Here is a 17,332-nt window from a genome sequence, read left to right as displayed (position 1 = left end):
AGAATGTTAAACTGCGAGAGAACAAGCGTAATGAATTTTGAAAATGCCATCCGGGGCGCGAGAAATCCCATGAACAGCTGGGGGCGTATGGACAGTGGCTACGACGAAGACGGTAATTTTGTGCTGGGACCCAATGATATGAGCCTGGCCAGACGGTTAAGAAATGCAGGCAGTGACCACCGCAAATACATCCGGCAGATTTTCGTATCCGTGGATATCACTGCACCGCTGTACTGGTGGAAGGAGTACGATACCTATAAAGTTTCCACCGTGGCAAACTCTACCAGCACGATGCACAAGATTCACAGCAAACCATTTTCCATAGATGATTTCAGCCACGACCACATGACTCCGGAGACCCTGGAATTCATGAATCAGATGGTGGAGTATTTAGAGAAGGTGCGGAACCGCTATCTGGAGACGAAGAGCAAGGACGACTGGTACGATATGATCCAGCTGCTCCCGTCCAGCTACAACCAGATGAGGACGTGTACCATGAATTATGAATCCTTAATTAATATGTACTTTGCGAGAAGAAACCACAAGCTTGCCGAGTGGCACACCTTCTGCGACTGGATCATGACGCTTCCTTATGCAAAGGAGCTGATAGCGGCGGAAGAAGACGAAGAAGCATGATCCGCTTCGCGGAAAAACAGGAAAAGAGGTTATCATGAACATATTAGTAACCGTTGACAAAAACTGGGCGATCGGAAACCAGGACCAACTCCTGGTCTCCATCCCGGAGGACCAGCGCCTTTTGCGGGAGGAGACTCAGGGGGGAATTATCGTGATGGGACGAAAAACCTTTGAGACCCTTCCGGGAAAGCAGCCGCTGTACGGCCGAATCAACGTGATTTTGTCAAAAGACCGGAATTACCAGGTAAAAGGCGCGGTCGTCTGCCACTCTCTGGAAGAGACGCTTGAATTTTTGAAGCAGTACTCCCAGGCCTCCGTATTCATCATCGGCGGCAGCAGTATCTATGATCAATTCCTGCCTTACTGTGACACCGTCCACGCAACCTTTATCGATTACGAATACAGCGCCGATACCCATTTTCCCGACTTAGACAAGTCCGGGGAGTGGAGCCTTACCGCTGAGAGTGATGAGCATACCTACTTTAATTTGTGTTACAGTTTCCGGATGTATCAGAGGAAATGAGCCAAACCAGGCCGCAGGAACAGCAGTAAGTTTATCCTTTATTTTTAAGAATTCATATTGTCAGGTTGGAAATTAGATGGTAAGATGGTAAGAGTACCATTTCTCCTGATTGTTGGGGAAGGCTATCAGGAAAGGCGTACAGGTATAATTCACCAAAAGAATTAGGAGGATGAAGATGTATAAGATTTTAAAAGCAGAGAAATTAGCTGACAAGATCTATCTGATGGACGTAGAAGCGCCCAGGATTGCTAAAGCCTGCCAGCCGGGAGAATTTGTAATTGTCAGGATGGACGAGAGGGGAGAGCGTATTCCTCTCACAATCTGTGACTATGATAGAGAAAAGGGAACCGTTACCATCGTGTTCCAGATCGTCGGAGCCAGCACAGAGAGAATGGCTGGTTTAAAGACGGGAGATTCCTTCATCGATGTCGTGGGACCTCTGGGTAATCCGTCGGAGTTCGTTCATGACGACTTGGAAGAAGTGAAAAACAGAAAGTATTTATTCGTAGCCGGCGGCGTTGGAACTGCTCCGGTATATCCACAGGTAAAATGGTTAAAAGAACACGGCGTTTCCGTTGATGTCATTATGGGTTCCAAAACAAAGGATTTACTGATTCTGGAAGACGAGATGCGGACGGTAGCCGGCAATTTGTACGTCACCACAGACGATGGTTCCTATGAGAGAAAAGGCATGGTTACAGAAGTGATTAAGGATCTGGTTGTAAATCAGGGCAAGAAGTACGATGTCTGCGTAGCCATCGGACCGATGATCATGATGAAATTCACCTGCCTGATGACAAAGGAACTGGGTATTCCGACAATCGTAAGCTTAAATCCGGTCATGGTGGATGGAACAGGCATGTGCGGTGCCTGCCGTGTATCCGTGGGCGGAGAAGTGAAGTTCGCCTGCGTAGATGGACCTGAATTTGACGGCCATCTCGTGAATTTCGACGAGGCGATGAAGAGACAGCAGATGTATAAGACGGAAGAAGGCCGTGCGCTGTTAAGACTTCATGAGGGTGCGACCCATCATGGCGGATGCGGCCATCGTGGAGGTGACGAGTAATGGATATGATGAAGAAAGTGCCTGTCAGAGAGCAGGATCCGAAGGTCAGAGCGACAAATTTCGAAGAGGTTTGTCTTGGATATAATGAAGAAGAGGCGAGAGCGGAAGCCAGCCGCTGTTTAAAGTGCAAGAATCCGAAGTGCGTGGGCGGATGTCCCGTTTCCATCGACATTCCGGGCTTTATCAAAGAGGTTCAGGAAGGCAACTACGAGGAAGCCGCAAAGGTAATAGCAAAATCCTCCGCACTTCCGGCGGTCTGCGGCCGTGTGTGCCCGCAGGAGAGCCAGTGTGAAGGCCAGTGTATCCGCGGAATCAAGGGCGAGCCGATCTCCATCGGTAAGCTGGAGCGTTTCGTTGCAGACTGGTCCAGAGAGAATGGCTTCGTTCCGGCGGCTCCGGAAAAGACCAACGGCAGGAAGGTAGCCGTGATCGGTTCCGGCCCCTCCGGCGTGACATGTGCAGGCGATTTGGCGAAGATGGGATATGAGGTGACGATTTTTGAAGCCCTCCACGAGCCGGGCGGCGTACTGACATACGGTATTCCGGAATTCCGTCTCCCGAAGGAAGGCGTCGTACAGCCGGAGATCGATAACGTGAGAAAGTTAGGCGTTAAGATCGAGACAGACGTCATCATCGGCAAATCGGTGACCATCGACGAGCTTCTGGATGAAGAAGGCTTCGAGGCCGTATTCATCGGTTCCGGCGCCGGACTTCCGATGTTCATGGGAATCCCTGGTGAGAACGCCAACGGCGTATTCTCAGCTAATGAGTATTTAACGAGAAGCAATTTAATGAAAGCGTTCCGTGATGATTACGATACGCCGATCGTTGCAGGTAAGAAGGTAGCGGTTGTCGGCGGCGGAAACGTGGCGATGGATGCTGCGAGAACGGCTCTTCGTCTCGGCGCAGATGTACATATTGTATACAGAAGAAGCGAGGCAGAACTTCCGGCCAGAGCGGAGGAAGTACACCACGCGAAGGAAGAGGGAATCATCTTTAATCTCCTGACAAATCCGATTGAGATTCTCACCGATGACAACGGATGGGTGAATGGTATGAAGTGTATCAAGATGGAACTGGGGGAACCGGATGCTTCCGGCAGAAGAAGACCGGTTGCCATTGAAGGTTCCGAATTTGTCATCGAAGTGGACACGGTTATCATGTCTCTCGGAACTTCACCGAACCCGCTGATCTCCGCCACTACCAAGGGTCTCGAAACTAACCGCAGAAAATGTATCGTAGCGGAAGAGTCAAACGGTAAGACTACAAAGGAAGGCGTATACGCAGGCGGCGACGCCGTTACGGGCGCTGCCACAGTAATTCTCGCCATGGAGGCGGGACGCGCCGGAGCGAGAGGAATCCACGAATACTTATCCGGACAGGAAGAAGCATAAGAAGTATTATAACAGACAGTATTATTCAGATAGTATCATAACAGGATGCAGAGGGGCTGCCAGCAAGGCAGCCCTTCCTGATGATATATCGTTTTGTTTGAGGTGTATATGAGTAAGAAGATAGATTTGCTGCATGGCCATATTTTTACGTCTCTGACGGGACTGGCCCTGCCGATTATGGCGACGGCGCTGGTCCAGACGGCATACAGCCTGACGGATATGGCGTGGATCGGCCTGGTGGGGTCTCCCGCAGTGGCGGCAGTGGGCGCGGCCAGCATGTATACATGGCTTTCCCAGGGAGTTGTGGCGCTGGCCAAGATGGGAGGCCAGGTGAAGGTGGCCCATTCTCTCGGCAGCGGGAGACCGGAGGAGGCCGCCAAGTATGCGGCCGGAGCGATCCAGATGGGCGTTCTGTTTGCCCTGGTATTTGCCGCTGTTACGGTGTTTGGAGCCCGTCCGCTCATCGGATTTTTCGGCTTGAGTGACGGCGCCATTATTCACAATGCCCAGGTGTATTTGAAGATTACCTGCGGCCTGATCTTGTTCTCCTTTTTAAATGCGATAATTACCGGAATACTGACGGCGATGGGGGACAGCAAAACACCGTTTATCGCCAATGTTATCGGGCTTATCATGAATATGATACTCGATCCGGTTTTAATATTCGGTGTCGGACCGTTTCCCGTAATGGGTGTCGCCGGTGCGGCGGTGGCCACGGTCACGGCCCAGATGATTGTAACGATTGTATTTCTCGTGGTAGTGAAAAAGGACAGACTGGTGTTCGATAAGGTCCGTTTCCTGGAGCGGATCCCCAGGGATTATTTCCGGGTGATGGTCCGCATCGGCCTTCCGGCTGCGGTCCAGAATCTGATCTATACCAGCATTTCCATGGTTCTGACCAGATTTGTGGCAGGCTTCGGCGACGCGGCCGTGGCGGTGCAGAGAGTGGGAAGCCAGATCGAATCCATCTCCTGGATGACGGCGGATGGGTTTGCGGCGGCCATCAATTCTTTTATCGGCCAGAACTACGGAGGACGCCAGTACCGACGGGTGAAGAAAGGCTATATGACGGCTATCGGCGTCATGTTCGTATGGGGGCTTTTCTGTTCGGGCGTGCTGATCGGATTTCCGAGGCAGATCTTCGGACTGTTTATCCATGAGGCAGATATTATTCCCCTGGGCATCAGCTATCTCGTCGTCCTCGGTTTCTCACAAATGTTCATGTGTGTGGAGCTGACGACGGTCGGCGCGCTGTCCGGTCTCGGAAAGACACTGCTCTGTTCCGTTATAAGCGTTGTGTTTACCTCGGCAAGAATACCGCTCGCCATGATTTTAAGCAGCACGCCGCTGGCGCTTGACGGTATCTGGTGGGCATATACGATATCCAGCGTGATCAAGGGAATCCTGTTCTTTATCTGTTTTCTGTATGTATCCGGGAAGCTTCCGGAGGATGGCGCGCAGGCGTCATGGTAAGTTTAGAAGGGGGAGTTTGCAAATGAAGAAACCGATGACACAGGAAGAACGTTTTGTACAGATGATCGAAACGCCGGTTTCCACACTGATTCCGCGGCTGGCGGTTCCAACGATTATCAGCATGCTGGTGACCGCTATCTATAATATGGCGGATACCTTTTTCGTCAGCCAGATCGGAACCAGCGCATCCGGCGCGGTGGGCGTCATGTTCTCCGCCATGGCCATGATACAGGCTATCGGCTTTACGCTGGGAATGGGGAGCGGGAATTACATCTCGCGTTCGCTGGGGGACAGAAACGGCGGGGAAGCGGAAAAATCGGCGGCGACCGCATTTTTCACGGCCCTGATCATTGGTGCCCTGATCTCGGTTTTCGGGCTCATCTGCCTGCGGCCGCTCGTATTTCTTTTAGGGGCTACGGAAACCATCGCTCCATACGCCATGGACTATGGCAAATATATTCTGATCGCAGCCCCCTTCATGATGTCTTCCTTTGTCATGAACAATATTCTGCGCGCCCAGGGAAATGCCATGTATTCCATGATCGGTATTACCACGGGCGGTGTCCTGAATATGATTCTCGATCCTATTCTTATCTTCGGTTTTGATATGGGGATTGCAGGAGCGGCCATTGCGACGATGATGAGTCAGATGATCAGCTTCGTAATCCTGTTTTACCAGTGTAATTTCAGAGAAGGAAGCATTCGGATGAGGCTGTCCAAATTTACGCCTACCGGGAAAATGTACGGAGAGATTCTGCACGCAGGACTTCCCTCCTTCTGCCGCCAGGGACTGGCCAGCGTGGCGACGGTGATCCTGAACTTTGCGGCCGGACCATTCGGCGATTCCGCTATTGCGGCCATGTCGATTGTCTCCAGGTTTATGATGTTTATTAACTCGGCGCTGATCGGCTTCGGCCAGGGCTTCCAGCCGGTATGCGGTTTTAATTTCGGGGCGAAGCGGTACGACCGTGTGCTGGAGGCGTTCTGGTTCTGCGTAAAGGTGGCGATTACGATGCTGACCTGTTTCGGCATCATCGCATTTGTGATCAGCCGTCCGATCATTACCGCATTCCGCCGGGAAGATTTAGAGGTGATCCGGATCGGTACGCTGGCGCTGCGGCTGCAGATCCTGACGCTGCCGCTTCAGGCGTGGGTGATCATGGTCAACATGCTGACCCAGTCCATCGGATACGGGTTCCGCGCTTCGCTGGTAGCCATGGGACGCCAGGGACTGTTCCTCATTCCCTCGCTCCTCATTCTGCCGAACATCTGCGGCATTCTGGGCGTACAGCTGGCCCAGCCGGTGGCCGATGTCTTTACCTTTGCGCTGGCGACCTTTATTGTGGTGAGAGTGCTGGAGGAATTGAAAACCATGCGGGAGGGGCAGAAAATAAAAAAATCATAAAAAATATAAAAAAGGGTTGAATTTTACCTATGGTTTCGGTTAACATAAGAGATAGAGTATTTCTACATAAAATTCCAGATGAAAATAGAGCGAAGGACCAGCGATGAATATAAAAATACAGTTAAGAAGCAATCATTTTCGGAAGTGGCTGAGGAGACTTGGCTGCAGCCTGTTAATCGGAAGTATGTTATGTACACAGACAGTTCCCGCGTGGGCCACATCCAAGGCGGAAAAAGAGAAGAAAGAGGCTCAGCAGAAGCTGGATGACGCCAAGAAGAAGGCGGAAGCGGCAGAAGCCAACAAGAACGCCGCCAACGCCCAGGTGTCAAAGCTGACCTCGGATTTAACGGCGCTTCTTACCGATATTCAGTTCCTCGAGACGGATATCGCCAACAAGGAGGCCGACATCAAGCAGGCGGAAATCGATTACGAGGCAGCAAAAAAAGAAGAAGAAAAGCAGTATGCTGCTATGAAAAAGCGGATTCAGTATATGTATGAAAAGGGTGATACGGAGTACCTTGATATCTTTCTTCAGGTAAAGAGTATGGCGGACCTGTTAAACAAAGCGGAGTATGTGGAGAGTATCTATTCCTATGACCGGAAGATGCTGGATACGTATCAGGAGACAAAGCAGCAGGTGGCTGACAACAAGGCGCAGCTGGAGAATGACAAGGCCGAGATGGAGGTAATGGAGCTGGAGCTTCAGGGCCAGAAATCCCAGTTGGAGACGACGATTGCCAAAAAGAAGAAGGAAGTCAGCAATTTTGACTCCCAGTTAGCCCAGGCAAAGAATGATGCGGCAGCCTATGCCAAGACCGTAGAGAAGAAGAACCAGGAGATTCAGAAGGCGAAAGAGGAAGAGGCCAGAAAGAAGAGGGAGGCCGAGGAAGCAAGAAAGAAAGCGGAAGCGGAAGCAGCAAAGAAAAAGAGTTCGGCTACGAGTACTTCGAAGAAGACATCGGCCAACGACAAGTACACCGGCCCGGCTGCGGTAAAGAGCAGCGGCGGATCGGCACAGGGCCGCGCGGTAGCGGATTATGGCCTTCAGTTTGTGGGTAATCCCTACGTTTACGGAGGGACAAGCTTAACGAACGGAGCCGACTGTTCCGGTTTCGTGCAGCAGGTATACAAGCATTTCGGCTACTCACTGCCGAGAAGCTCTTCGGAGCAGCGTTCCGCGGGACGTGAAGTCTCTTATTCGGAGGCGCAGCCAGGTGATTTAATCTGCTACGCCGGCCATGTTGCGATCTATATCGGAAACGGACAGATTGTTCACGCCAGCACGCCTACGACTGGTATCAAGGTAGGTACGGCTACATACAGGACGATTTTATCGGTCAGAAGAATCGTATAAGGTGAGATTATAAAAATTATGAAACAGCAGAATGACTGGTACACGGGGATCAACCATTACGACAACTATGTGGAGAAGGAGATCGGGATCGAGCGCAGAATCATCGACGGGCCCACCGATCCGTATCTCCACGAGCGTGTGGAGATATTCTATGTGTTGTCCGGAAAGGGCGCCATATCGGTAAACGGATATGCCTACGACGCGGTGCCGGGCAGTCTGTTCTGCATGTATTCCCACCACTTCCACCATGTGGAAGCGGTGGAGGAAAAGCTCGATGTGGCGGTGATCCGGTTCCACATCGGGCTTTTTATGTATATGAGCTGGGAGAAGCACCCGAAGCACGCCAATGCCAGGCTGGTGTACGATACGAAGCCCATGGTGAGACTTTCCGGGGAAGAGAAGGAAGAGGTGGAGGCGCTGGTGCGCAGCCTTCTTCGTGAGGCAAAGGAAGCGCGATTTGAGCGGCTTAACATGATCGAGTACAAGACGCTCGAGCTGCACGCCTATTACTGCCGGTATGCCTATGAGGAAATCGGTAAGGCGTCCCGGAAGGAACGGACGGTATGGAGCATCATCGAGAAAGTGATTCTGGCAACGGGAGAGGATATCACGCTGGAGGACATGACAGAGGAGGGGATAAGCCCTGAGACGATGAACCGGAGGATCAAGGAAGCCTGCGGATTCACATTTTTCCAGCTCAAGCAGTTTGGAAAGGTGATCAATGCCTGCGCGCTGCTGCATTTTCCGGAATTATCCATGGAGTATATCGGCGATCAGCTGAATTTCTCTTCTGCCGCGGCATTTTACAAGGTGTTCAAACAGTACTGCGGGGTGACTTCGCGGGAGTATCAGACGGAGTATATCGGAACCATGGTTCCGGGAAGCGGCGCCGGTTCGGCAATGCAGTTTCTTCAGTATATCCATATCCATTTTTCCGAGGATATACGGCTGGAGGATTTATGTGAGAAGTTCTGTATGAAGCCGTATACGGTGAAGCAGATCTTTAAGCAGGTCTTTGGAAATCCCTTTGAAGAGCTGCTGGCCCAGGTCCGCATCTCCTATGCCTGCTCATTTCTGCGGACAGGGGACAGGACGGTTCTGGAAATCGCCTCTCTGTGCGGCTTTAACTCACAGTCTACCTTTCAGCGGCATTTTAAACGGTGGATGAACCAGACGCCGGAGGAGTACCGGGAAGTGATGAGAGAAAAGCCTGACAAAAAATGATAATAAAACTTCATAATGTGAATATAAGGAGAAGCCCTTCTTTGCTATAATGAAAGTATCATGTTCAATATGCGAAGGAGGTTTTTTCTATGTATGACAGATTATTTTCTCCGATTCAAATCAGGGGTCTGGAGCTGAAAAACAGGGTGGTCCTGCCTGCAATGGGAACCCGTATGGCGGGGGAAAAGGGGGAGATCACTCCGAGGCTTGTGGCCTATCACGCGGCCAGAGCGGCCGGCGGCTGCGGCTTAAACATCGTGGAGGTGGCCGCGGTACATACGCCCAGCGCTCCCGCACACTTTGTATCCATCAGTGACGACAGCCTGATCGGGGGGCATAAGAAGCTGACGGATGCCATCCACCAGAACGGCGGAAAGGCGGCGATTCAGCTGTGGCAGGGCTCTATCGCCACGACGTTTGACCCCAGGGCAGAAATGCTGGTGGTTAATGATATGGAGTTTGCAGGTAAGAAGCTTAAGGCTATTACAACAGACAGGATACAGGAGATTGTGGAGTGTTACGGAAAGGCCGCGGCGCGCTGTGTCGAGGCTGGATACGACTGTCTGGAATTCCACTGCGCGCACAATTATCTGCCACATTCCTTCTTAAGCGGAGGATTAAATCACAGGACGGATGAGTACGGAGGAAGCTTTGAGAACCGGTCGAGATTCCCGCTTGAATGTATCCGGGCGATTCGGAATGCCATACCGGAGGAAATGCCGCTGTTCATGCGTATTGATGCTCACGATGATTATCTGCCGGGCGGGCTTACTATCGAAGAAATCATCGAATTCTGCCGCATAGCCGGGGAAAATGGAGTAGATGTACTGGATGTATCCAGGGGAAATATCATCACGGCCGGATCCGTTTATGAGGTTCCGCCCATCGATATTCCGAGAGGCTTTAATGTGGAGAACGCCGCACGGATCAGAAGAGAGACGAAGATGGCGACGATCGCCGTGGGAAGAATCAACACCGCGGAGCAGGCGGAAGCCATCCTCGAAGAGGATAAGGCCGATATGGTCGTCATGGGAAGAGCCCAGCTGGCTGATCCGGAGTTCTGCAATAAGGCGAGGGAGGGCAGGACAGAGGACATCATCCACTGTGTCGGCTGCAACCAGGGCTGCTACGACGGATTCTGCGATTTAAGGAACAGACCGTTTATCACATGTTTGAGAAATCCGTGTCTGGGTCACGAGGAGGAGTGGAAGCTTACAAAGGCGGAGACTCCGAAACAGGTCTATATCGCAGGCGGCGGAATGGCCGGCCTGGAGGCGGCCAGGGTGCTGCTCATGAGGGGCCATCATCCGGTGATCTTTGAGGCGGGAGACCGTCTGGGCGGCCAGTTTATCACGGCGGGCCAGGCTCCGGGCAAGGAAGAGATGAAACAGGCAGCCATTTCCTTTGGACGGCTGGTGGAGCGGTCGGGTGCGGAGGTGCGCTTCCATACGCCGCTTACACCGGAGATTATCACGGAGGAGAAACCGGACGCGGTGATCGCGGCCGTAGGCTCCGCGCCGATCGAGCTGAAGCTTCCGGGAAGCGGGAAGAAAATGGTCTGTCAGGCCCACGCCGTGCTGGAGCATGAAGTGGAGCCGGAGGGCAGCGTCTGTGTGATCGGAGGCGGGCTGGTCGGTCTCGAGGCCGCGGATGCGCTGGCGGCGGCCGGGCATCCGGTGAAGGTGCTGGAAATGAAGGATACGGCGGGAGAAGATCTGGGAATGCTACGGAAAATCGCCGTGATGCAGAAGCTGGTTGGTGAGTCGGTCGGGATCATCACAAGTGCCCGATGTCTCGAAATCTATGAGACCGGTGTGGTGGTTGAGACACCGGAAGGGAAGGAGACCGTGGCCTGTGACAGCGTGGTTCTGGCTGTGGGGTCTGCTTCGAGAGACAGCAGTGCGCTGAAAGAAGCCAGTGAGAAGGCTGGGGCGGATTTCTTTGTTATCGGAGATGCGAAGCGGGCAAGGCGTGCGATTGATGCGATTGCGGAAGGATTTGATACTGCAAGGCTGGTATAGGGGAAGGAGGAGGAATTATTAATGAAATCCAGATTATTAGAAGCGTTAAAGATCGGTTCCATGACCGTAAAAAACGGCGTTTTCATGGCGCCCATGTCCCTGGGATATGAGAGCCCGGACGGAACGGTCAATGAGACCATGCAGGAATACTGGCTGGCAAGGGCGAGAGGCGGCGTGGGCTGTATCATCACCGATGCGCTCTCGGTAGATTCCGATGTGCCGTATCTGGGCAACACGCTGTGTTTCAGAAATGAAGAGAGTATTGCGTCCTACCGCCGTTTCACGGACAAAATCCACGAGTGCGGCGCCAGGGTGATCCCGCAGATCACCCACCCGGGACCGGAGAGTGTCAGCGCGTTCCGCGGCATTCCGCCCATGGCCAGCAGCGTGTACTTAAATTCTATGGCTCAGAAGACCAGGGCTGTCACTCTGGAGGAAATTCCAGGGATCATACAGAAATACGCAAAAGGCGCATACGATGCCAAGCGCGCCGGCTTTGACGGAATCGAGCTGCACTGTGCCCACGCGTATATGCTGCTGGGATCATTTTTATCACCTATGAGGAACAAACGGACGGACCGTTACGGCGGCAGTCTCGACAATCGGGCACGCCTGCTGTGTGAAGTCCTGGATGCGATTCGGGAGTCCTGCGGCCCCGATTTCCCGATTATTCTTCGCATGTCGGGAAGTGAACGGGACGAACAGGGCAATACGCTGGAAGATATGAAGTACCTCGTTCCGATCCTGGAACGTCACGGCGTGGATGCATTTGAAATCAGCGGCGGTACCCAGTATGAGCGATGCAATAAGATTATTCCGTGCCACGGGGAGGTGCAGGGCGTCAACGTTCCGGAGGCGGAAGCGCTGAAGCAGGCGGCGGCAGTGCCGGTACTTGTGGTCGGGAAAATAGGCGAGCCGCGATATGCGGAATATCTGGTCGATTCGGGCAAGGTGGATGGCGTCGTGCTGGGCCGCGTCCTGATTGCGGATCCCGACTTCGTAAAGAAGATGGAAGCCGGAGATTACGACGGAATCGCACCGTGCGCGGCCTGCGCCATTGGATGTGTGGGAGAACAGACGAAACGTCATCCGGCCTCCTGCGTGATCAATCCGGCGGCAGGCAGGGAGAAAGAGCTGGAGCTTACGAAAACGGAAAGGCCGGAACGTGTGGTGATCGTGGGCGGCGGAATCGGCGGCATGGCCTGTGCCAGGGCCTGTGCGGTGCGCGGCCACAAAGTCGTTCTCCTGGAGCGGGAAAATGAACTGGGAGGCCAGATGCGGCTTGCCTGTATTCCGCCCCATAAGCAGGAACTGAGCAAATGGATTGTCTATCTGGAGCATGAACTGGAACGGCTGTCTGTAGACGTACGGCGGAACACGGCCGCGGACAGGGACGTTATTGACCGTCTTTCTCCTGATACGCTGGTTATCGCTACCGGAGCGGGAGAGATGCTCCCGCCAGTACCGGGAATCGATCCGGAGCAGGCGATAACCGCATGGAAGGTATTGAGAGGAGAGACAGCCATCCCAGGCGGAAATGTCCTGGTAGTCGGCGGCGGTATGGTTGGCTGTGAGGTCTGTGAGTACCTGATGCATCAGAAGCGCGGATTCTGTCATATTACCATGATCGAGATGGCAGATGAGATCGGCGCGGGAATGGTGGTGAACAACAGAGTGCCGGCCATGATACGGCTGAACCGGCCGGAGATTACCATGATGACAGGCACAAAGCTGGTATCCGTAAACGGCGGAGAGGTGACAGTGGAAAGGCGCGGCACACAGGAAGTTTTAAGCGGCTTTACCCATATCATCTATGCCTGCGGGGCACGCCCGGTCAGAGGTCTTTATGAGGAACTGAAAGAGGCTTATCCGGAGGCGGTTCTGATCGGAGACGCGCAGCAGCCCGCACAGGCGCTGGAAGCGGTAAGGCAGGCGGTGGAGACTGCGGTGCGGATCGGTTAATCCAGGAAAAAACATTGGATTATGGCTGTTCCTGATGATATAATGGAAATATAAGAAATACATGAAGGAGGACACGCTGATGAAACAATGGCTGGATACTGCGGACGAATATATAAAGTCCTGGAAAATCCGTGATGTGGCGTTCTTAAAGCTCTGCGTCTGTGCTGCCGGTTTTCTGTTTGGAATGGGAATCCCAAAACGGCACCGGAACAAAGCGTCAATCGCTGCAAGTATTATTTTCTCTGTGACCTATGTGCTGGTGATGCTCCCATTTTTAAAGCTGCTGGACAGAAACTTGAAAGAGGGAGCGGCCTGAATGTGGGCCTGAATGTGAGCCTGAACATTGACCTGACTGGAGATGCGGAAGCTTCGAAGGAAATGCTGCAGGAAGAAAGGGGAGCTGTCATACCTGTGATTTACCATCACTGGCGGGGCAGTTTCCCTTTTCTCACGTTTTCGTAACCGGCAAAACACGGGTCATCGATTCAGAAGGTAAATAGACAGATTCAGATATGCGGCGAACAGACACCATAACAGGTATGGAATCTGTAAGCAGGCTGCCAGAGGGGAGATTTTATAAAACTGGTAAATCATCGCGGCTATGAGGAGGATCAGTGCAATAAGCCAGATAAATGACAGCAGATATTGGGAGAGACCAAAAAACAGGATGCTCCATCCAAAATTGAAAAGAAGCTGTAATGCATAGTATTTAAGCGCTTTTCCTGTGTTTGGATCCCCCGAGACATAGATTATGTAGGAGGAGATCCCCATTAACAGGTACAGAATTGTCCAGACAACTGGAAACAGAAAGGCCGGCGGTGATAAGGGCGGCCTGATCAATGTCTGGTAGGCCATCGTATTACCGCTGATAAGAGCGGAAATAGAGCCGACAGGATCATGATTGAAATGAGCAGAGCGCTGATATTTTTCGATTTCATAGATGCTCCTTTGACAGGTGGTTAGTAATTATATGCGTAAGAGGGAAGGAAAAATGATAAATCAGGAGATTTCCCAACCCCCTTGAGTTTACAGGGAAACCCAAAAAATACTTGCGAAATTCGACATTCTGTGAGAGAATATAACTAAGTATGATGTGATATATTTAACAAAGTACTTTTCACAATTATTACTTATTCGAAAGGAGTTTTAACATGATTTATTCACAGGAAGTAGAAGAGATGTGCACAGTGGCACAGGGCGTTCATCACGGCGCTGCTCCAATCCCAGAAGAAGCAAAATGGGTAAAATCTAAAGAAGTTAAAGATATCTCCGGTTTAACACATGGCGTTGGCTGGTGTGCTCCTCAGCAGGGTGCATGTAAGCTGACTTTAAATGTCAAAGAAGGCATCATTCAGGAAGCACTGGTAGAGACCATCGGATGTTCCGGTATGACTCACTCCGCTGCCATGGCTGCAGAGATTCTGCCAGGTTTAACCGTTTTAGAAGCATTGAACACAGACCTTGTTTGTGACGCAATCAATACAGCAATGAGAGAATTATTCTTACAGATCGCATACGGCAGAACCCAGAGTGCGTTCTCAGAGGATGGACTTCCTGTCGGTGCGGGACTGGAAGACTTAGGAAAGGGACTTCGTTCTCAGGTTGGTACCATGTACGGAACCTTAAAGAAAGGTCCTCGTTACCTTGAAATGGCTGAAGGTTATGTAACCGGTATTGCACTGGATGCTGACGATCAGATCATCGGCTATCAGTTCGTAAGCCTTGGAAAGATGACAGATTTCATCAAGAAGGGCGACGATCCGAATACTGCATGGGAGAAAGCAAAAGGACAGTACGGCCGTGTTGCTGACGCTGTTAAGATCATCGACCCAAGACATGAATAATGGGACAGGACGATAAGTCTACATAGAAATATCGGATTTCCATTTGCAGAATTTGACATAGCCTAATAACAAGGAGGACAAGATAATGGCTTTATTTGAATCATATGAGAGAAGAATTGACAAAATCAATTCCGTATTAAACAGCTATGGCATCGCTTCGATCGAAGAAGCTGAGAAGATCACGAAAGATGCTGGTTTAGATGTATACAAGCAGGTAGAGGCAATTCAGCCGATCTGTTTTGAGAATGCAAAATGGGCTTACACGGTAGGCGCAGCCATTGCAATTAAAAAGGGCTGCAGGAAAGCTGCTGACGCTGCTGCAGCTATCGGCGAAGGCCTTCAGTCTTTCTGTATCCCGGGTTCCGTTGCTGATCAGCGTAAAGTTGGCTTAGGCCATGGTAACTTAGGAAAGATGTTACTGGAAGAGACCACAGACTGCTTCTGCTTCCTGGCAGGTCATGAGTCCTTCGCAGCAGCAGAAGGCGCAATCGGTATCGCAGAGAAGGCAAACAAGGTTCGTGAGAAACCATTAAGAGTTATCTTAAATGGTTTAGGAAAAGATGCCGCTCAGGTTATCTCCAGAATCAACGGCTTTACCTACGTAGAGACCGAGATGGATTACTACACAGGCGAAGTAAAAGAACTGTGGAGAAAGTCCTATTCTGAAGGCTTAAGAGCAAAAGTTAACTGCTATGGCTCCAACGATGTAACAGAAGGCGTTGCAATCATGTGGAAGGAAGGCGTTGACGTTTCCATCACTGGTAACTCCACCAACCCAACCAGATTCCAGCATCCGGTTGCAGGTACTTACAAGAAAGAATGTAATGAGAAGGGCAAAAAGTACTTCTCTGTTGCTTCCGGCGGTGGTACAGGACGTACACTTCACCCGGACAACATGGCAGCAGGTCCTGCTTCCTACGGTATGACAGATACTATGGGACGTATGCACTCTGACGCACAGTTCGCAGGTTCTTCCTCCGTTCCGGCTCACGTTGAGATGATGGGTCTGATCGGTGCAGGAAATAACCCGATGGTTGGTATGACTGTTGCTGTGGCTGTTTCGATCGAGGAAGCGGCGAAGGCAGGGAAGTTCTAAGAAAAGGCTTAATGCCAGCAAAGAAAAGCAGATGTGTCCATTGGGCACAAAGCGATCCCCCAAGGAGTTGCAACTCCTTGGGGGATCGCTTTTCCTTTTGAAGAAGAATAACTTATGCTGGCCGTTGGCTATTTTATCTCCATTCTATCATTTCTTGGAGCGTTCCTGTGATAGGGGGGGCTCGGTTTATTTTTATTATTTCCATCTCTGAGCGGAGCTATTTAAGAGCTCGTTCAGTGTATGTGTTTTCATCACTTTTTTCAAATAAACACTTATATAATAACTACTAACTATCAGTACGAAGTTGGTAGTTTTTTTATTACTATAAATTAGATAAAAGTTACAAAACTTATTCATGACTTTATAAAAACAAGTGCATAATATCCAAAATATGAAATAAAAAATCAATAAAAAGCAAAATAGTTGACAATAACATATCTCATGTTATTATGAAAATAAAGGGGGGAAGCAGATGAAAAGTGTACTGGTACGTTTGGAAGAATATCTGCCAAGAGCGAGTGGAGCGGAAAAAGGCGCCTTAAAGCTTCTGCTTGAAAGTCCGGAGACTGCAGTCAACTGCAGTATTCAGCAGCTTGCAAACAAATCCTTTACTTCGGCTTCCACAGTTATCCGGCTATGCCGTAAAATGGGATTTGACGGTTATAAGGAATTTCATAAGGCTCTTCTCTGTGAAGTAGCGGTGCGAAAGGATACGAGGGGAGAAGAAACACGTGAAATAGAGAGAGGATGGACTGGAGAACATAGTACAGAAGGTCACATACAGAAATATACAGTCTCTCGAAAACACATGTAAACTGATGGATTTAAATACGCTAAGCAACTGTGTGAATCTGATCAATTCCGCAGATAGCCTGCTTCTGTTTGGGATGGGAGCGTCTCTGTTGGTGGCCAGGGATGTATACTTGAAATTTACCCGTGTTAATAAAACGTGTTATTTCTGTGATGACTGGCATATGCAGCTCCTGCATGCCAAGAATTCAACACCAAAGGATGTAGCACTTGCGATCAGCTATTCTGGAGTAACGGAGGAAGTAGTTCGGTGTGCAAAAGAAGCTAAAAGCAATAAGACGCCAGTTATTGCTATCACCAGGTTTGAGGCGTCTATCCTTGCGAAGCTGGCAGACTATAACCTGTATGTTGCCACGACAGAGGTATTTTCCAGAATCGGAGCCATGTCCTCCAGAATATCGCAGTTTAATGTGGTGGATATCTTGTACAGCGCGTATGTGAACCAGAATTATGATGAGTGTGTTCCGAGAATTGTAAAAACGCGGTTTGCAAGAGAAGGGGAAGATATTACCTGGCGTATTTAA

At 50.8% G+C, this 17,332-nt stretch carries 15 protein-coding genes and 1 pseudogene; 15 read left to right on the top strand and 1 reads right to left on the bottom strand.

Annotation, left to right across the window (positions count from 1 at the left end; all coding sequences use genetic code 11):
• Window positions 1-3 precede the first annotated feature (3 nt).
• The 11 genes from M1L66_RS23155 to M1L66_RS23105 all read left to right on the top strand — a co-directional run bounded on the left by M1L66_RS23155 (window position 4) and on the right by M1L66_RS23105 (window position 13,374).
• Complete coding sequence (locus tag M1L66_RS23155) at window positions 4-636, top strand: hypothetical protein (RefSeq protein WP_117632336.1); 633 nt, start codon at window positions 4-6, stop codon at window positions 634-636.
• Window positions 637-670: 34 nt separating this feature from the next.
• On the top strand, window positions 671-1,159 hold the full coding sequence (locus M1L66_RS23150) for a dihydrofolate reductase (RefSeq protein ID WP_434688486.1): 489 nt from the start codon (window positions 671-673) through the stop codon (window positions 1,157-1,159).
• A gap of 175 nt (window positions 1,160-1,334) precedes the next feature.
• Window positions 1,335-2,225 (top strand): sulfide/dihydroorotate dehydrogenase-like FAD/NAD-binding protein, encoded by an 891-nt coding sequence (locus M1L66_RS23145; protein WP_434688484.1) that lies wholly within the window; start codon window positions 1,335-1,337, stop codon window positions 2,223-2,225.
• The gene (gene gltA / locus M1L66_RS23140; RefSeq protein ID WP_187018328.1) at window positions 2,225-3,619 is read left to right on the top strand and encodes an NADPH-dependent glutamate synthase; all 1,395 of its coding nucleotides are present in this window, start codon (window positions 2,225-2,227) and stop codon (window positions 3,617-3,619) included. The genes M1L66_RS23145 and gltA overlap by 1 nt, the downstream gene beginning before the upstream one ends.
• A gap of 108 nt (window positions 3,620-3,727) precedes the next feature.
• The gene (locus M1L66_RS23135; RefSeq protein WP_187018330.1) at window positions 3,728-5,092 is read left to right on the top strand and encodes an MATE family efflux transporter; all 1,365 of its coding nucleotides are present in this window, start codon (window positions 3,728-3,730) and stop codon (window positions 5,090-5,092) included.
• A 22-nt stretch (window positions 5,093-5,114) separates the two neighbouring features.
• Complete coding sequence (locus M1L66_RS23130) at window positions 5,115-6,497, top strand: MATE family efflux transporter (protein ID WP_187018332.1); 1,383 nt, start codon at window positions 5,115-5,117, stop codon at window positions 6,495-6,497.
• A 103-nt stretch (window positions 6,498-6,600) separates the two neighbouring features.
• Window positions 6,601-7,851: an NlpC/P60 family protein gene (locus M1L66_RS23125; RefSeq protein WP_434688481.1), complete on the top strand. Its 1,251-nt coding sequence runs from the start codon at window positions 6,601-6,603 to the stop codon at window positions 7,849-7,851.
• A gap of 18 nt (window positions 7,852-7,869) precedes the next feature.
• Complete coding sequence (locus tag M1L66_RS23120) at window positions 7,870-9,075, top strand: helix-turn-helix transcriptional regulator (protein ID WP_434688479.1); 1,206 nt, start codon at window positions 7,870-7,872, stop codon at window positions 9,073-9,075.
• Window positions 9,076-9,164: 89 nt separating this feature from the next.
• Window positions 9,165-11,096, top strand: coding sequence for a bile acid Fe-S flavoenzyme BaiCD (gene baiCD, locus M1L66_RS23115; RefSeq protein WP_434688477.1), 1,932 nt, complete (start codon window positions 9,165-9,167; stop codon window positions 11,094-11,096).
• Window positions 11,097-11,117: 21 nt separating this feature from the next.
• A complete protein-coding gene (locus M1L66_RS23110) occupies window positions 11,118-13,058 on the top strand; it encodes an FAD-dependent oxidoreductase (RefSeq protein ID WP_434688475.1) in 1,941 nt (646 codons plus the stop codon).
• A 79-nt stretch (window positions 13,059-13,137) separates the two neighbouring features.
• Window positions 13,138-13,374, top strand: a complete 237-nt coding sequence (locus M1L66_RS23105) for a hypothetical protein (protein ID WP_187018341.1) — start codon at window positions 13,138-13,140, stop codon at window positions 13,372-13,374.
• Between the two features lie 161 nt (window positions 13,375-13,535).
• On the opposite strand, the pseudogene M1L66_RS23100 reads toward M1L66_RS23105, so the two are convergent.
• Window positions 13,536-13,996: pseudogene (locus M1L66_RS23100) on the bottom strand (TspO/MBR family protein).
• A 213-nt stretch (window positions 13,997-14,209) separates the two neighbouring features.
• On the opposite strand from M1L66_RS23100, the gene M1L66_RS23095 reads away from it, so the two are divergent.
• From M1L66_RS23095 to M1L66_RS23080, 4 genes are all read left to right on the top strand, one after another.
• Complete coding sequence (locus M1L66_RS23095) at window positions 14,210-14,902, top strand: iron-sulfur cluster assembly scaffold protein (RefSeq protein WP_002602846.1); 693 nt, start codon at window positions 14,210-14,212, stop codon at window positions 14,900-14,902.
• A gap of 85 nt (window positions 14,903-14,987) precedes the next feature.
• Window positions 14,988-15,998, top strand: a complete 1,011-nt coding sequence (locus M1L66_RS23090) for a GGGtGRT protein (RefSeq protein WP_110322364.1) — start codon at window positions 14,988-14,990, stop codon at window positions 15,996-15,998.
• 472 nt (window positions 15,999-16,470) lie between these two features.
• On the top strand, window positions 16,471-16,812 hold the full coding sequence (locus M1L66_RS23085) for a MurR/RpiR family transcriptional regulator (RefSeq protein WP_434688472.1): 342 nt from the start codon (window positions 16,471-16,473) through the stop codon (window positions 16,810-16,812).
• A gap of 4 nt (window positions 16,813-16,816) precedes the next feature.
• Entirely contained in the window at window positions 16,817-17,332 is a 516-nt protein-coding gene (locus M1L66_RS23080) for a MurR/RpiR family transcriptional regulator (RefSeq protein WP_434688470.1), read from the top strand.

The organism is Hungatella sp. SB206 (assembly GCF_051132295.1).
Classification (GTDB): domain Bacteria; phylum Bacillota; class Clostridia; order Lachnospirales; family Lachnospiraceae; genus Hungatella; species Hungatella effluvii.
This window is presented reverse-complemented; position numbering and strand designations above follow the sequence as displayed.

Excerpts from the sequence above, each read along its gene's own strand:
- M1L66_RS23155 (WP_117632336.1), top strand. The coding sequence starts at position 4 with ATGTTAAACTGCGAGAGAACAAGCGTAATGAATTTTGAAAATGCCATC.
- M1L66_RS23080 (WP_434688470.1), top strand. The coding sequence starts at position 16,817 with ATGGATTTAAATACGCTAAGCAACTGTGTGAATCTGATCAATTCCGCA.
- M1L66_RS23120 (WP_434688479.1), top strand. The coding sequence starts at position 7,870 with ATGAAACAGCAGAATGACTGGTACACGGGGATCAACCATTACGACAAC.
- M1L66_RS23135 (WP_187018330.1), top strand. The coding sequence starts at position 3,728 with ATGAGTAAGAAGATAGATTTGCTGCATGGCCATATTTTTACGTCTCTG.
- M1L66_RS23105 (WP_187018341.1), top strand. The coding sequence starts at position 13,138 with ATGAAACAATGGCTGGATACTGCGGACGAATATATAAAGTCCTGGAAA.
- M1L66_RS23110 (WP_434688475.1), top strand. The coding sequence starts at position 11,118 with ATGAAATCCAGATTATTAGAAGCGTTAAAGATCGGTTCCATGACCGTA.
- M1L66_RS23095 (WP_002602846.1), top strand. The coding sequence starts at position 14,210 with ATGATTTATTCACAGGAAGTAGAAGAGATGTGCACAGTGGCACAGGGC.
- M1L66_RS23125 (WP_434688481.1), top strand. The coding sequence starts at position 6,601 with ATGAATATAAAAATACAGTTAAGAAGCAATCATTTTCGGAAGTGGCTG.
- M1L66_RS23150 (WP_434688486.1), top strand. The coding sequence starts at position 671 with ATGAACATATTAGTAACCGTTGACAAAAACTGGGCGATCGGAAACCAG.
- baiCD (WP_434688477.1), top strand. The coding sequence starts at position 9,165 with ATGTATGACAGATTATTTTCTCCGATTCAAATCAGGGGTCTGGAGCTG.
- gltA (WP_187018328.1), top strand. The coding sequence starts at position 2,225 with ATGGATATGATGAAGAAAGTGCCTGTCAGAGAGCAGGATCCGAAGGTC.
- M1L66_RS23130 (WP_187018332.1), top strand. The coding sequence starts at position 5,115 with ATGAAGAAACCGATGACACAGGAAGAACGTTTTGTACAGATGATCGAA.
- M1L66_RS23090 (WP_110322364.1), top strand. The coding sequence starts at position 14,988 with ATGGCTTTATTTGAATCATATGAGAGAAGAATTGACAAAATCAATTCC.
- M1L66_RS23085 (WP_434688472.1), top strand. The coding sequence starts at position 16,471 with ATGAAAAGTGTACTGGTACGTTTGGAAGAATATCTGCCAAGAGCGAGT.
- M1L66_RS23145 (WP_434688484.1), top strand. The coding sequence starts at position 1,335 with ATGTATAAGATTTTAAAAGCAGAGAAATTAGCTGACAAGATCTATCTG.